Genomic DNA, 15,276 nt, shown 5'->3' on the forward strand with positions numbered 1-15,276 from the left:
GAGACGATCGGTTCGTGACGTCATCTACTGAATGCGCTCCCGCCACTAGATTCATGCTCGCATCGCACCGAACAACGCAAATCCATTTCATCGACTTTTCTCACCCCGGCAACATAGAGTTCGTCTCGATCAAGCCGTCTCGACGGCTCGTTGGAGATTTTGGAAAGCACGATGTCGACCGCCGGCGTCATCAGCCTTGAACGGGACACGCCCGAGCTTGCACGGACCTACGAGCAAGCCGGCATCCTCCAGTTTCACCATGGCAAATTTCTCATTGGACCGCTGGCTTTGAAGTCAGGGGATCGCGTGCTCGATATCGGCGCCGGCACCGGCCGCCTGACCGAATTCGTCGCGGGACTTGTCGGCCCGACCGGGCGCGTGATCGGCATCGACCCGTTGGAGAACCGGGTCGCCATCGCGCGTCCGCGCGCCTCGGGGACGCTGACCTTCGATGTCGGCCGTGCCGAGGACCTTTCGCGCTTTGGACCCGCGGAATTCGACGCCGTCTACCTCAACAGCGTCTTCCACTGGATCGCGGACAAGCGGCAGGCGCTGCGTGAGATCGAACGCGTCCTCAGGCCGGGCGGCCGGATCGGGCTGAACGTTCAGGATCCGACCAAACCTCACGAGTCGCGAACCCTGCTCCGCCAGGCGATCGAACAGGCCGGCTTCGGCGAGAGAAGCAGCGAGTCGCATCGCGTGCTCGGAGCAACCGACGACGAGCTCAGAGCCCTGTTCGCCGAGGTCGGGTTCGTCGATTACCGAAGCGACCTGCGCTCGCTCGTCGATCTGCACGGCGACGTGACGTCGGTGCTGGGATGGTCCGAGGCCAGCGCCTTCGGCAACTTCCTTGGCGGCTTTTCGCCGGCGGAGCGGGCGGCGATCGACGCGGCCTTTGCAGCGCTAGTCGAGGCGAGGCGTACCCCGGAGGGCCTGCGCCTGGAGCGATATCTGCGTTTCGCCTTCGCGCGAAAGCCGAGGTCGCGAACGGCTCCATCCGCCTCCTAGTTTCTCCGGCAATCGCATCTGGACATTCGAACCATGGGCAACCAACGGCAGCTTGTTCTCAATCTCTTCATCTATCCCGGCGGCCACCACGAAGCCGCGTGGCGCTACAAGGGATCGTCGGCGGAACGCATCCTCGACATCACCTTTTACCAGGAGCTGGCGCAGCGGGCCGAGGCCAGTAAATTCGACGCCATCTTCTTTGCCGACGGTCCGGCCCTCGCCGACAACGTTCGCTATGCCCAGCGCTTTCGCTTCGAGCCGATCACCTGGCTGGCTGCGATTGCCGCAGTGACGAAACGCATCGGCCTCATCGCAACCGCGTCGACCACTTATACCGAGCCTTACAACCTCGCGCGCCTGTTCGCCTCGCTCGACCATCTGAGCCAGGGTCGCGCCGGCTGGAATATCGTGACGACCAGTGCGCCACAAGCAGCGCAGAACTTTGGCCTGCCCGAACACCCCCCGCATCACGAACGCTACGAGCGCGCCCGCGAATATCTCGACGTGATCTCGCGGCTCTGGGACAGCTGGGAGGATGACGCGCTCGTCAACGACCCCATCTCGGGCATTTTTGCCGATACCAGCAAGATCCACACGCTCGACCATGTCGGCAAACACTTTCGCGTGCGCGGCCCGCTCAACATTTCGCGCGTGCCGCAGGGCCGGCCGGTCTATGTCCAGGCCGGCGCCTCCGACGACGGCCGTGCCTTCGCCGCCCACTTTGCGGAGGCGATCTTTACCGCGCATCAAACCGTGGACTCGGCGAAGGCGTTCTATACCGATATCAAGCGCCAGGCCCGCGCCTTCGACCGCGGTCCGGATGAGATCAAGATCCTGCCGGGCATTAGCCCTTTCATCGGCAGCACGCAGGCCGAGGCGGACCGGCTCCAGGACGAATTCAACGCGCTGATCCAACCGGAATATTCCCTGACCCAGCTGCGCCAAATGATCGGCGTCGATCTCACCAGCTATGATCTCGACGGCCCCGTCCCGCGCCATCTCATCGACACCGCGAGCGCGCGCGGCGTTGCCAGCCGCTTCAAGCTGGTGGTCGATATCGTCGATCGTGAGAAACCGACGATCCGGCAGCTGGTGCAGCGCCTCGCCGGCGCCCGCGGCCACTGGGTGATTGCGGGCACGCCGGAAAAGATCGCCGACAACATCCAGACCTGGTTCGAGGGCGGTGCGGCGGACGGATTCAACGTGATGCCGCCCTGGCTGCCCGGCGGCTTCGACGTCTTCGCCGAGCAGGTCGTCCCGATCCTGCGCAAGCGCGGCCTGTTCCGCGAGGACTACACCGGTACGACGCTCCGCGAGCATTACGGCCTGGCGCGTCCCGCCAGCATCTACTCCAACGCGGTCAAGGCGATCGCCTGACACCGATTCCGCACTGACATCCCAACTCGAGACCAGTAAGAAGACATGAAGACAGCGTTGTTTCTCCTCTCCGGCCTTTTGGCTCTTTGCCCTTTCGCCGAAGACGCCTTGGCACAGCAGCCCGCGAAGCCGGAGCTCCGGGTCGGCTTCGTGCCGGGGCCGTATATCGACGAGTTCAAGGTCGGCGTCGAGCCAGAGCTGAAGAAGAAAGGCTACAAGATCCGCTATGTCGAGTTCTCGACGGGCCTTGAAGCCAACAATGCGGTATTCAAATCCGAGATCGACGCCAATGTGATGCAGCACACGATCTTTCTCGATTCCTACAACGAGCGGCAGAAGACCGATCTCGTCGGCATCGTCCACGTCCCCACCCCGCCGATGGGCCTCTATTCGAAGAAGCATCCGCTGGGCACGCCGATCAAGCCGGGCTCCAGTGTCGCCGTGCCGAACGATCCGGTCAATCTCCAGCGCGCCCTGTGGGTGCTGCGCGATCTCGGCCTGATCGAATGAGCTCCTGTCATGATGCCCAGTGCGAACAGGAAGATGATCAGCAAGACCAGCGGGAGGACGAAAGCCTCCTGGAAACGAAGCTTATTGGTCATCGCTCGCGCGTCGACCGCGCGCTCGGCGGTGGAACGGCGGCTGGCCCATTCAAGCGTGAAATCGAACATGCGATCCCCTCACTTCATGTAATCAGCCGTGGGGCCCGAACAGGCGTTTCTGGTTGGATTGGAGTGCGTGGTGAGATTTGGCGCTACTATCTGCGCACTACTGCAATCGCCCGCCGCTACGCCACATGTACCCGATCTCAGACATTCGTATCGTAGCGCCTGCTGAGCGCTTCGATCCACCTTTGGACGCCTGCTCACGCTGGCCTGCTCAAGATTTTTCTTGATCTCCCGGTGCACGCGTCGTGCACACGCCACTATCTAACCTATTGAAGGACTTTAATTCTCGCTCCGGTCCATCATGGGCGCCACGGAAAATCTGTGATTTAAGCTATTCATATTACTGAGATATTCCAGCTCCAATCGACCCGCATCGATTGAGAAATCTGATTTGGTGAGGCTTCCGCCATCAGGCTCTTCTAGGGCCATATATGCATGAATTGGAAGCGGAAATCGCGTCTTCGGATTCTCCGGGCGCACGTCGCGCCCACGAGAACAAGGCGCTCGCCTGGCTTTCGGAACTGCCCAGGACTCATCGCCGAGATTAGCCGGCACGACATTTGTCTCGATCGCATTCGAGCGAACCAGGCATCCGCCGGCTCGTCCGATGCGGCTTCCAACGTCACCGATCTCGTCGGCACGAACAATCGCATCGAAGGCCGTTTCTGACCTGTTCCGTTTCGCCCAAGATCGCGCTACCGACGCAAGCTTCGCGCGTATTCTCGATCGCCAGCATGCCGTTCTACAGCGCTCGGCTTTCTGCAGAATGTCTTTTCAATTTGGTGATGCGCCGCGCGACATAATGCGCCTGAGAGGACCGTCGCGACGCCGAACTCGGGTTGACGCGCGAATGAAGCGGCAATCGTTGCGCTGTTCGGTCACGGGCAAACCTAGATCGGGCGCGTTCGCAATGAAAACAAAATGACCATCGCGTCCACTGCCCCGCCCCGACGCTTTTGTTGTCTGTCCCAAGTGAAATTTGGAATGGCCAGGTCCCTTTGTTTCGCTTCTCCTACGAGGAAACGCTGATCGTGCCGTAACGCTTTCGCGAAACGGTGACCTGATCGCGCATCAATCATCAGGGGCTCTTCATGACCGCACGTTTCCCAATGCTCTCGCTCTCCCGGCGCCGCCTCCTCGCTACGGCCTCCGTGATTGCAGCAGCGACCTTGACGGCGATGGCAGGTCTCCCTCCAGCTCGAAGTGCCGGCGCTCCACCGAACGGCGGCGACATCACCTTCCTCATCGACTCGCTCGGAAGCACCTGGATTCCGAACAACAGCGCGATTTCCAGCTTCCAGGGCCACATCTGGGGCCACGTGACCGACAAGCTCGTCTATGTCGATGCTGACGGCAAGGTCAGCCCCTGGATCGCCGAAAGCTGGGAGCAGAACGGCGAGGCCACACAGTTCACCCTGCACCTCAAGAAGGGTGTGACCTTCTCCGACGGAACACCGCTCGACGCGTCAGCCGTGGTCGCCAATCTCGACATCTGGCACGCAGGCCGGCGGAACGAGGGGATCAATCCGATTGGCCTCTTCCCGAAGACTTACGACCATGCTGAGGCGGTCGATGCCACCACAGTGAAGGTTGTCTTCAAAGCGCCGACGCTCGGGTTTATCCCGACGCTCGGCTATCACGGCTCTATCCTCATCTCCCCGAAGACGATCGCGCAGCCCGCCGCGCAGCAGGCTGATCTGGCCAAGACATCCGGCAGCGGCCCGTACGTGGTCGCTTCCTGGAAAGAGGGCGACTTCGTCAAGCTGGTCAAGCGCAAGGACTACAATTGGGGGCCGGCGGCCGTCGGTCACACCGGTCCGGCCTACCTCAACTCGATCACCTACAAACTCGTGACCGAGCCGTCGCTGCGGGTCGCCGCTGTCCAGTCGGGACAGGCCGATGTCGCCTACAGCCCCTCACCGCAGGAACTGAAATCGCTCAAGGAAGCGGGCTTCACGGTCGCGACCCCGCGCTATCTCGGTTTCGTCAACGGCCTCGCGATCAACACCAAGCTGGAGCCATACAATGACGTGAAAGTGCGCCAGGCTCTTCAGGCCGGCATCAACCGGAAGGAGATCATCGATACCGTCTATACGCCTGACTGGAAGCTGGCGACGTCCTTCATCCAGAGCAACGTGCCGGGTGCCACCGACCATAGCGAGCTCCTGGCCTACAATCCCGGCAAGGCGGAGAAGCTTCTCGACGAAGCCGGCTGGATCAAGGGTGCTGGCGGCATCCGGACCAAGGACGGCAAGCAGCTGTCGCTGACGCTCCACTCCAACCCCTATCTTGCGACGGCAAAGTCGATCGACGAGCTCATCGCCCAGCAACTCGGCAAGCTCGGCTGGAAGGTCACCATTCGCGCCTACGACGTCGTGACGTTCGGCGAGAAGGTCCGGTTCGGCGGGCCGGCCGTGCCGGCCTACGAGGTGACGCGCAGCTTCATCGACGCCGGCACGGTGGCCAGCATCCTCACCGACGCCAATAACGGCGAGAACTGGTTCAACCTCGGCGACAGCGACAAGACGCTCAATGAACTGCGCGACAAGATCGCCGGCGCGGCCTCTTTCGACATTCGCAATCCGCTGCTCGACGAGTTGCAGACCTACGTTCTCCAGCAGGGCTATTTCATCCCGCGCACGCAGATCGTCCAGCGGATCTACGTGCAGTCCCCGAAGCTCAAGGGGGAGGTCTACAACGGCATCGCCTACGCCAGCTATTACACGGCAACGATCGGCGAGTAATCCGCAGTGCAAACAAGCAGCGTGAGGAGGCGACCGGCATGAGAAGCGCCTACCTATCCTATGCCGCGAAGCGCTTCGCCCAAGCCGTCGTCGTCATCCTGCTGGCTTACGTCTTCACCTTCGTCGTCGTCAGTATTCTGCCTGGTGACCCCATCACCAACGTGCTGCGCGACCCGCAGAATGGGTTCAGCGAGGATCAGATCAAGGAGATCATCGCCGCCCAAGGCCTGGACCGGCCGATTCCGATCCAGCTCTGGGCGTCCTTGTCCAACTTCGTGACCGGCGACCTCGGCCTGTCGATGCGATCCAACCGGCCTGTGACAACCCTGATCGCCGAGGTTCTCCCTTCGACACTGATCCTTGCATCCGCAGCTTTCGCCATCGCGCTGCTGCTGGCGGCCACGATCGCCTACGGCACCCAGTTCCTTCCGAAACGGTTCGGCCAGGGCTTTCTGCGTGGCTTCCCATCGTTGTTCCTGTCGGTGCCGAACTTCGTGATCGGCCTGGTGCTGATCCACATCTTCGGCTTCCAGCTCGGCTTCTTTCGCGTAATCGCGCCGGACAGCTTCTGGGCGACCTTCTTCGCCGCGGTCGCGCTCGGCATCCCCATCTCCGCACGGATCACCGAGGTGCTGATCGCGAACCTCGACAACGAGTCCGAGCAGGAATACGCCGCCGTTGCGCGCAGCCGTGGGCTCGGGCAGATGCGCCTCTTTGCCAAGCACCTGCTCAAGCCGTCTTCGCTCCCGGTCATCACCGTCATCGCACTCGCCATCGGCGAACTGCTCGGCGGTTCGCTGATCACCGAGACGGTGTTCGGACGCACCGGCATCGGCAGTCTGGTGCAGCGTTCGGTGAGCACGCAGGACCTGCCTGTCCTGCAAGCGGTCGTCTCGCTTGCGGCAGTGGTGTTCGTGCTCGTCAATTTGATCGCCGACCTCGTCTACCCGCTGCTGGACCCGCGCGTGAAGCTGATCGGCGGTCGCAAGGTCCGCCCGACCACCGCCGACGAGAGCTCCACCAATCTTTCCCAGGCGGTGACGCCATGACACTCGTCTCCGTTTCCTCCTCGCCACGCATCACGGCGATCAGCCGGCTGGCAGCCCTTCGGGTGCCGCCGACCGTCGCGCTCGCCTTCGTGGTCATCGCGCTCGTGATCGCCTGGTCGCTCGCACCTGGCCTGTTCACGAGTCATGATCCCGCCAACGGCGTCCCCGCTGACAAGCTGCTCAGCCCCAGCGCAGCACACTGGTTCGGTACCGATCACCTCGGTCGCGACCTCTATACCCGGGTCGTCTATGGCACGGCCTCCTCGGTGACGAGCGCGCTCATCGCGGTCGTCATCGCCGCGGTTGCCGGCGGGCTCATCGGCCTCCTGGCCGGCTTCCTCGGCGGCTGGGTGGACATCGTGCTCGCCCGCCTGGTGGATGTGCTGCTGGCGATCCCGAACTTCCTGCTGGCGGTCATCGTCGTCACCGCGATCGGTTTCGACACCACGAACGCTGCGGTTGCGACCGGCGTCTCGGCGGTCGCCGTGTTCGCGCGGGTGATGCGCTCGGAAGTGATCAAGACCCGGCAGGCCGTTTTCGTCGAGGCATCGTTCCTGATGGGCGGCTCGCGCTGGCACATTCTGCTGCGGCACGTGCTGCCGAATGCATCGCGGTCGGTGCTCCCGCTCGCGGTGCTGCAGTTCGGCCTGTCGATCCTGGTGATCGCCAGCCTTGCTTTCCTCGGCTACGGCGATCCGCCTCCCGCCTCCGACTGGGGCCTGCTGATCTCGATCGGCAAGGACTACCTCAAATGGCCGTGGCTGGTGTACGCCCCCGCCTTCGTCACGATCGCGACCGTCCTCTCCGCAAACAGGATCAGCCGATGGCTCCGCAAGACAGACTGACCGCCACGTTCACCCGCGCCGAGCGCGTCGCGCCGACGCCGCTGCGGTCGATTCCGCAGCTCCGGGTCGACGGCCTGTCGGTCTCCTATGGGCCGCACGAGGTCGTGACCAACGTGAGCTTTGAACTCGGCCGCGGCGAGAGCCTCGCCCTCATCGGGGAGTCCGGGTCCGGCAAGTCGACGATCGCCCGCGCGGTGCTGCGGCTACTCCCCAGCGGCGGGCACGCCACCGGCCGCGTCGCGTTCGACGGCCAGGAGGTGCTGGGGATTTCCGAGCGCGGCTTCCGGCCGCTGCGGGGACGAGCCATCGGGTTCGTCCCGCAAGACCCCGCCAACTCACTCAACCCGGTGCGGACAATCGGTGCCCAGGCGCAGGAGGCGGCTGCGCTGCTCGACGAGCCCGACAAGGCGATCCGCAAGCAGCTCATCCTGGAGACGTTCGCCCAGGTTGGGCTCGACAACCCCCTGCGTGTCTACGACTCCTACCCGCACCAGCTGTCCGGCGGCATGCTCCAGCGCGTGCTGATCGGCCTTGCGATCCTGCCACGGCCGGCACTGCTGGTCGCGGACGAGCCGACCTCCGCGCTCGACGTCACGATCCAGAAGCGGATCCTCGACCTGCTCACGCGGCTGCAGCACGACCTCAAGATCAGCCTGCTGCTCATCACGCACGACCTTGCGATCGCCGCCGAACGAGCGGACGCGCTCGTGGTGCTCAAGGACGGCGTCATCCAGGAGGCTGGCCGGACCGCTTCCGTCTTCTCCTCGCCGGCGTCGGCCTACGCAAAGAGGCTGCGCGCGGATGTCCCGGCCCTCAACCCCGACCGTTACGCCGCACTGCGCGACACGGGCTTCCGTTCCCTCAAGACCGGCCAGGCACCGAAGATCGAGGTCAGCGCCGTCACGAAGACCTTCACAGTCGACGGCAAGGCGCTGACGGCCGTCGACGATTTGTCGTTCAGCGTCCCTGCTGGCACCACGCACGCGCTGGTCGGCGAATCGGGCTCGGGAAAGACCACGACGGTCCGGCTGCTGCTTGGACTGGAGGGACCCGACACCGGGAGCATCTCGGTCGCAGGCGAACAAATCACCGGCCGCTCGCCCGAGGCGCTGCGGACGGTGTGGCGCCACCTTCAGTTGGTCTACCAGAACCCCTTCACCTCGCTCGATCCGACCTGGACGATTGAGCGGCTCGTGCGCGAGCCGCTCAATCGATTCAAGATCGGAACGCGAAAGGAACGGGATGAGCGCGTCCGCGAAGCGTTGGCCGATGTCGGACTTGGCGAGCACCTGCTCTCCCGCAAGCCCGGAGCCCTGTCAGGTGGCCAGCGCCAGCGCGTGGCCATCGCCCGGTCGCTGGTCCTCAAGCCCGACGTGATCGTGCTCGACGAACCCACCTCCGCGCTCGACGTCAGCGTCCAGGCCGGCATCGTCGAAGTCCTGCTCTCGCTACAGGCCAATCTGGGCCTGACCTACGTGTTCGTGTCTCATGACCTGGCGCTGGTGCGTCAGCTCGCCCACACCGTCTCCGTGATGCATCGCGGACGTATCGTCGAACATGGGACCGTCGCCGACATCTTCGACAACCCTCAGCAGCCCTATACGAGGTCGCTGCTGGCGTCGATCCCGTCGGGTGGCGACGATCTCGCACACATGCGCACGCGCGCCTTCGGTTGATCATGACCGCAGATTGAATAAGCCGCGGAAGGCCCCTGCCCGCTCAGTTCTCATCATCCAGTGCAAGCACGGCAAAGCTCGCGAGCCAGTGCTCTCCCATGTAGTGACCGGTAATATGGGGGAGGCCTGCGGCCAGATGCTCGCGCGCCGCTTCGTGAGCAACGACGCGGCGGGGGTCGCCTGCCGGCAGGGCGTCGCCGAGAGAACGCCAGCACCAGGCGCGGCTGAGATTGAGCCCATCGAGATGAGCGATCTTGCCGTCGGTGCGATCGGTGACCGTCGCAGGCTTGAACAGCGCTGCCGGCCGTCGTTCGACCAGCCGCGGCAGAAACCGATCGAACCAGGGCAGGAACGCGTCCGGAGGCAACAGGCGCCGCATGCATTCGGCCTCGATAAGAGCCGAGGACTGGAAGTCGTCGCCGCTCGGCTCACCCCAGGCGGGGCAGTCGCTGTCCTCACCATACCAGCGCTGGCCAGTCTCGTGCAGCAACCTGGCGAGCGCTTCATCCTTTTTGGTGCCGGCGTAGTCTGCCGCCATCCGCAGGCCAAACGCCGTATTGAAATGGGTGCCGACGCGTACGGGATAGAACGCCAACGGCAGGAAGTCGCGAAAGCGTTGCGCGATGATTTCGGCCAGCGGCGCGAGATTGCGGCTCCAGCGATCGTCAGGATGGAGCGCCAGTTCAGTCGCGAGCTTCAGGAGCCAGGCCCAGCCATACGGCCGCTTGAAGCCGCGAGCAGTCGGGCGGGCGAAGTAAGCACGTTCGGCGGCGACCTTCTCGGGCACGAATTGCGTATCGACGAGAGCGCGGATGTCGGAGGCTGCCGCAAGGTCGGGAAACCTGCGCAGCAGTCGCGCCAGCATCCAATAGCTGTGGACGCAGGAATGCCAGTCATAACTGCCGTAGAAGATCGGATGCAGCTGGCTCGGCGTGCGGGCATCCGCAGGTTCAGCCAGCGCGTGATCAACGTTATTGGGATATTCGCGCCCGACATGGCCGAGCGCGATGTTGGCAAAATGCGAGGCATGTTCGCGGGTAAGACGGGGCGTGGTCACGGCTTGGCCTTTCCAGTGTTCCGGCCGATCAATGTCTCGATCAGGCGCGGCAGGAGGTAGATCGGAAATTGCGTCGCCGCGAAGTATAGCGCCATGCGTGGCGAGGCGGCAGCACCCAGCGCCGACCAGACCAGGCCGACATTGCGGTTGCCGAGGATGAGCCCGACGGTCAGCCGCTGGCTCAAATTGCCCGGCAGCAGCACGACACCAGCTGCTTGAAGGGCGATATTGCAAGCAAAGGCGAGCCCGAGGCAGAGCGTGGCGGCCTGCACATCCGCCGCGATCTGCGCGCGAATGTCAGCCATCGTCGCCACCGCAAAGACGAGGAGCGCCGCGACGATGATCCCGTCGACCATCCCGCCATGGGCCGCCAGCACCGGGGCTGCGTGCCGGCGGACCAGGAAAGCCACTCCTTCGGCGCCGCCGATCAACAGCGCCAGACGAAGCGCGAGCTCGAGCGCGCTGATCTCGAGCCCGCCGAACCAGCCTGCAAGAAGCGGCACGGTGACCGGAGCCAGCACCATGGACAACACCGTCACCACGAGCGGCACCGCCCCGTCGAGCCCGAGCATGCGTGCCACTGCTGCCGTTCCGCTCGATGGCGGCGCCGAGACGGCGAGCACAGCCGCAAGCGCGATCTCCGGACCAAGGTTCAAGGCGTGACCGGCAACACCGATCACGAGTGGACAGGCCACCATGACGACAGCCGGCAAGAGCACGGAAAGCGATGGCCGTCGCAGCGTTGCGACGACGGCCTGACTGTCGATCCGCAACAGCGTTCCCAGCACGATCAGGAAGATCGTGGTTGCCATCAAGGGGCGAGCCAGGTCCGCAAGAGCCGGAAAGGCCAATCCAAGCAGGACGCCAAGCGCCAGCAATGTCGGTCCGCGCGGGATGAAGTGCAGGAGTGAGGATCGCATACGCCGCGCCCAATCATGTCGTCTTCGCCAGGAGACCACACCCCGCATCATCCTTGAAATCGATTGTTACTATATCTATCATCGCTCAAATGAATTTGGCTTCCGTCGACCTCAACCTCCTGGTTGCCTTCGAGGCGCTGATGGAGGAACGCCATGTGACCCGCGCCGGCCAGCGCATCGGCCTGGCGCAACCGTCCATGAGCAGCACGCTGACGCGGCTGCGTGCGCTGTTTAGCGATGAGCTCTTCGTGCGCTCGGCCTCCGGCATGCAGCCGACGGCCAAGGCGCTGGCGCTGGCGCGGCCGATCAGCGACGCTCTGGGGCAGATCAGGGGCGTGCTCGAACCCACATCAGCCTTCAATCCGGCAACAGCCCGCCATCGCCTGTCTATCGCGGCGACCGACTATGGCGACCTCGTCGTGGTGCCGCGACTGGTCGAGGCGTTGCGGCTGGAGGCGCCTGGTATCGATCTCGTGGTGCGCCCCATCATTGATCCAGCCGCGAGTGTCGCGAGCCTGGAACACGGCGATGTCGACGCGCTGATAGGTGGCCATCTTCCCGCTTCCCCGCGCATCATCCGATCCACGCTTTTCACGGAGAGTTTCGTCTGCATTCGCGACGCCAAGCGCGCCAAACTGAAAGCCCGTCTCACCAAGGACGATTACACGCGGCTTCCGCATGTGCTGTTCTCCGCCGCCGGCGGCGACGGGCTTCCCGGCGCAATCGACACGATGCTGAGCCGGCACGGAGGCAAGCGCCGGACCGCGATCACGCTCGCCCATGTCGTCGCGGTGCCGTTCGCCGTCGCCGGCACCGATCTCGTGGCAACCATGGCCGAGCGCGTCGCGCGCCGCTTCGCGACAGCCGCCGGCGTGTCCGTCGTTCCGGTTCCCTACGATGTGGAGCCATTCACCATCGACCTTCTCCACACGCGCCGCGCCATGGCCAATCCGGCGCTGCGCTGGTTCATCGAACTGGTCAATCGCGTCTGTGGGACGCTGTAGCGATCGGCGGGCCGGCAGCAGGCTGCTATTTCCGCTCAATCAGCTGCGCGATCTCCCAGACATGGCCTGAGGGGTCGGCAAAGGACGCAGTTCGTCGCCCCCACGGACGGTCGATCGGGCCATTGAGCAGATCGACGCCAATCTCCCGCAGGGCCGAGCAGACCTGATCGACGTCGACGACCCTGATCGTCAGGAGTGCGCGCGCCCCTGCGGAGGACTGCGCGACACGCAGCGGCTCGACAAGCGGCGGTGCCTGAGACGCGTCGAGAAGATTGACCAGGAGCCCACCAAATCGAAGCACGGATGAGACCGCATCCTCCCAGACCGTCTCAGATGTGAAAACCTTGGCGTAAAACGCTTTCGACGACGCAATGTCATCGACGAACAATGTGATGACTTCAACTTCGCTTGGCAGACCATTGACCATGTCGCCCTGCTCCTCACCGTTGCTGCGGCAGCCTGCACAAGCGTGACAAGCCGCTTGCCGCTATATCTCACGATGTTAGAGCATGACGCAATTCGGCGAGCCGGGTCATCGGCCCGGCTCGGAAGCCTCGATCCCTAATTGAATAGATCCGGTTCCGCCTCGGTGATCCAGTCCCACAACGGCTGGAAGCTGAAATAGCCGCCCTTGTGCGTTCCGACCTGCCGCGAGGTCAGGCTGGCGATCTCGTGCGGGATCGGCTTTGGCGTTCCGGCGGCTTCCGCAAGCAGCTGGGCGCGCGCAGCATTGTCCATGGCGATGTACCACCACGCGGCCGCTTCGATGGTCGGCCCGACCGTGAGCAGGCCGTGGTTCTGCAAGATGGCCGCCTTCTTCGATCCCAGCGCCTGCGCGATCTTGCGGCCCTCTTCCGCCTCCAGCACGACGCCGGAGAACGGATCGAACAGCACCTGATCCTCGTAGAAGGCGCAGGAATCCTGCGTCAGCGGATCGAGCAGGCGGCCGAGCGCCGACCAGGCCTTGCCATAGGTCGAATGGGTGTGCGCGGCCGCGATCACCTCCGGATGCGCGGCGTGGATTGCGGAGTGAATCACGAAGCCGGCCTGGTTGATCGGCTTGTCACCGATCAGGATGTTGCCGTCATGGTCGACGAGTTGAAGGTCGGAGACCTTGATCTGACTGAAATGCTTGGACAGCGGATTGATCCAGAACCGCTCGGGGAACTCCGGATCGCGCACGGTGACATGGCCAGCGAGCCCCTGATCGAAGCCGTAGCGCGAGAACAGGCGGAATGTTGCGGCAAGCCGCTGTTTGCGGTGCAGCCGCTCTTCCTCGAACGTCGCGGGCGGCGTGCGCTCGACCAGAGAGTACTTCTTGGGCTTCTCGACGACCTTGTTCATTGTTGCCTTTCCTTTTTTAGTATTCGAGATTCTTGTCGAAGACGTCGGCCAGCGCCACGCCATGGGCGTAGGCGTCGAGGTTGATCAGCGTCTTATCGGCCAGCCGCTTGATGTCCTCTCCTCCCGTCCAAGAAACATGCGGGGTCAGGACGACCTTGGGATGGCGATAGATCGGATCTCCCTCCGGCGGCGGCTCGGGATCGGTGACGTCGAGCGTCGCGCCGGCAATCCGCCCCTCGTCGAGCGCCTGCAACAGCGCACCCTGATCGACGATCCGCCCACGCGCGACATTGATTAGGTGCAGCGACGTCTTGGCCCGCGCCAGCACATCGGCGTTGATCAGACGCGCGGTCTTGGTCGTCGCCGGCAAAGCAAGGACGAGATGATCGGAAACCGCGACCAGCTCCTCGATGCTATCAACCGGCTGGATGCCCGGAAGGACATATGGCCAGGCCGCGCGCCTGAGAACCCTGATGTTGACACCGAACGGCTTGGCCCGCTCGGCGACTGCGCGGCCGATCGCGCCGAAGCCGGCAATCCCGATCGTCTTGCCGGTGAGCGAGCCCAGCGGACTGATCTTCCACTGCTCGCGATTGCGCGGCCGGATGTCATGGATGCGCTTCTCGAAGCCGAGAATCGCCGCAAGGACATATTCCGCGATCGGATCAGCCGAGATGCCGCGGCCGACCGTGACCACCGGACCGTCGAGCAGCCATGTCGGAAAGAAATCGACTCCCGTCGATGCGGTCTGGATCCAGTGCAGGCCAAACGGCCAGCCGGCCGGCTTCTCCGCAGGCGCCTTGTGCCAGCCCACGAGCGGCCGCGTCAGCAGCACGTCGGCTTCGGGAGCAACCTCCCAGGGCGCGCGATCGGCGGAATGATCGATGATCAGCGGGCGCGACCAGTGATCGACCAGCGCCGCACGAATGTCCGGGCCAAGCTGATTGACGATGATCGGCGATCGCACGCTGGTGGAGGCGCGCTGGCTTTCAATTCGGGGAGTGTTCATGTCACGCAGTCACGTTGGCAACGATCCGGATATGCTAGGCGTTTGCTGCAAGATAGTCCTTTCAAAGATGACGGGTGCCTTGCAACAAGAGGACGACGCGCTTCGGCAAGACATAAGAATTTGTCTCCGGAGCCCTGGCGCTTCTGCGGGGGCCGCGCCCGACGCGGCCAAGTACTCGAACCTGGGACCCGCTGATTAAGAGCCAGTTGGTCCCATCCCAGGACGTCGCGTCATTGATCGAATAGGTCGTAGTTAGCTGCGAGAGTGCAAAGAAGCTGCGCTTTCCGCGACCAATCCGCCTGCTTCAAAACGCCTGCTCACGTTGGCCTGCGCCAAATTTTTTTCTCGATCTCCCGGTGCATACGTTATGCACACGCCGCCCTTTAACTGATTGAAACAATCTAACCCTCGCTCCAATCCATCACGGGCCACTTTCGGCTAACAACAGCGAAGAAGAGCGAGCCCTATCTAACGTGAACCGCTCGATGCCGCAGTCGGTCGTCGCGGCGCTTCCTGTTCAGGAGTCGAATCCAATGGAGTGACCTCGTGGAACTCGAATACCTAACGCAGGAGGG

The 15,276-nt window shown here is 63.6% G+C and carries 12 protein-coding genes and 1 pseudogene; 8 read left to right on the plus strand and 5 right to left on the minus strand.

Features of this window, described 5'->3' with window-relative positions:
• The first annotated feature begins 171 nt into the window (after nucleotides 1-171).
• From ABIB95_RS00580 to ABIB95_RS00610, 7 genes and pseudogenes are all read left to right on the plus strand, one after another.
• Nucleotides 172-1,008 (plus strand): class I SAM-dependent methyltransferase, encoded by an 837-nt coding sequence (locus ABIB95_RS00580; RefSeq protein ID WP_354237537.1) that lies wholly within the window; start codon nucleotides 172-174, stop codon nucleotides 1,006-1,008.
• A 33-nt stretch (nucleotides 1,009-1,041) separates the two neighbouring features.
• On the plus strand, nucleotides 1,042-2,385 hold the full coding sequence (locus ABIB95_RS00585; RefSeq protein ID WP_354237538.1) for an LLM class flavin-dependent oxidoreductase: 1,344 nt from the start codon (nucleotides 1,042-1,044) through the stop codon (nucleotides 2,383-2,385).
• 45 nt (nucleotides 2,386-2,430) lie between these two features.
• Nucleotides 2,431-2,892, plus strand: a pseudogene (locus ABIB95_RS00590) (MetQ/NlpA family ABC transporter substrate-binding protein); the annotation flags it as partial.
• A 1,252-nt stretch (nucleotides 2,893-4,144) separates the two neighbouring features.
• Nucleotides 4,145-5,797 (plus strand): ABC transporter substrate-binding protein, encoded by a 1,653-nt coding sequence (locus ABIB95_RS00595; RefSeq protein ID WP_354237539.1) that lies wholly within the window; start codon nucleotides 4,145-4,147, stop codon nucleotides 5,795-5,797.
• Nucleotides 5,798-5,835: 38 nt separating this feature from the next.
• A complete protein-coding gene (locus ABIB95_RS00600; protein ID WP_354237540.1) occupies nucleotides 5,836-6,846 on the plus strand; it encodes an ABC transporter permease in 1,011 nt (336 codons plus the stop codon).
• Complete coding sequence (locus ABIB95_RS00605) at nucleotides 6,843-7,691, plus strand: ABC transporter permease (RefSeq protein ID WP_354237541.1); 849 nt, start codon at nucleotides 6,843-6,845, stop codon at nucleotides 7,689-7,691. The genes ABIB95_RS00600 and ABIB95_RS00605 overlap by 4 nt, the downstream gene beginning before the upstream one ends.
• Complete coding sequence (locus ABIB95_RS00610; RefSeq protein ID WP_354237542.1) at nucleotides 7,670-9,367, plus strand: ABC transporter ATP-binding protein; 1,698 nt, start codon at nucleotides 7,670-7,672, stop codon at nucleotides 9,365-9,367. Before ABIB95_RS00605 ends, ABIB95_RS00610 begins: the two co-directional genes overlap by 22 nt.
• A gap of 43 nt (nucleotides 9,368-9,410) precedes the next feature.
• Here ABIB95_RS00610 and ABIB95_RS00615 read toward each other — a convergent pair whose 3' ends face one another.
• On the minus strand, nucleotides 9,411-10,424 hold the full coding sequence (locus ABIB95_RS00615; RefSeq protein ID WP_354237543.1) for a DUF2891 domain-containing protein: 1,014 nt from the start codon (nucleotides 10,422-10,424) through the stop codon (nucleotides 9,411-9,413).
• Entirely contained in the window at nucleotides 10,421-11,344 is a 924-nt protein-coding gene (locus ABIB95_RS00620; protein ID WP_354237544.1) for a hypothetical protein, read from the minus strand. The genes ABIB95_RS00615 and ABIB95_RS00620 overlap by 4 nt, the downstream gene beginning before the upstream one ends.
• 89 nt (nucleotides 11,345-11,433) lie before the next feature.
• On the opposite strand from ABIB95_RS00620, the gene ABIB95_RS00625 reads away from it, so the two are divergent.
• Nucleotides 11,434-12,348, plus strand: coding sequence for a LysR family transcriptional regulator (locus ABIB95_RS00625; protein WP_354237545.1), 915 nt, complete (start codon nucleotides 11,434-11,436; stop codon nucleotides 12,346-12,348).
• A gap of 25 nt (nucleotides 12,349-12,373) precedes the next feature.
• Here the strand turns inward: ABIB95_RS00625 and ABIB95_RS00630 are convergent, their stop codons facing one another.
• The 3 genes from ABIB95_RS00630 to ABIB95_RS00640 form a co-directional block, all read right to left on the minus strand.
• Nucleotides 12,374-12,775 (minus strand): VOC family protein, encoded by a 402-nt coding sequence (locus ABIB95_RS00630; protein ID WP_248882508.1) that lies wholly within the window; start codon nucleotides 12,773-12,775, stop codon nucleotides 12,374-12,376.
• Nucleotides 12,776-12,909: 134 nt separating this feature from the next.
• Complete coding sequence (locus ABIB95_RS00635) at nucleotides 12,910-13,692, minus strand: class II aldolase/adducin family protein (RefSeq protein ID WP_354237546.1); 783 nt, start codon at nucleotides 13,690-13,692, stop codon at nucleotides 12,910-12,912.
• A 16-nt stretch (nucleotides 13,693-13,708) separates the two neighbouring features.
• On the minus strand, nucleotides 13,709-14,701 hold the full coding sequence (locus ABIB95_RS00640) for an NAD(P)-dependent oxidoreductase (protein ID WP_354237547.1): 993 nt from the start codon (nucleotides 14,699-14,701) through the stop codon (nucleotides 13,709-13,711).
• Nucleotides 14,702-15,276 lie beyond the last annotated feature (575 nt).

The sequence above is a fragment of the Bradyrhizobium sp. LA2.1 genome, assembly GCF_040547725.1.
GTDB lineage: Bacteria > Pseudomonadota > Alphaproteobacteria > Rhizobiales > Xanthobacteraceae > Bradyrhizobium > Bradyrhizobium barranii.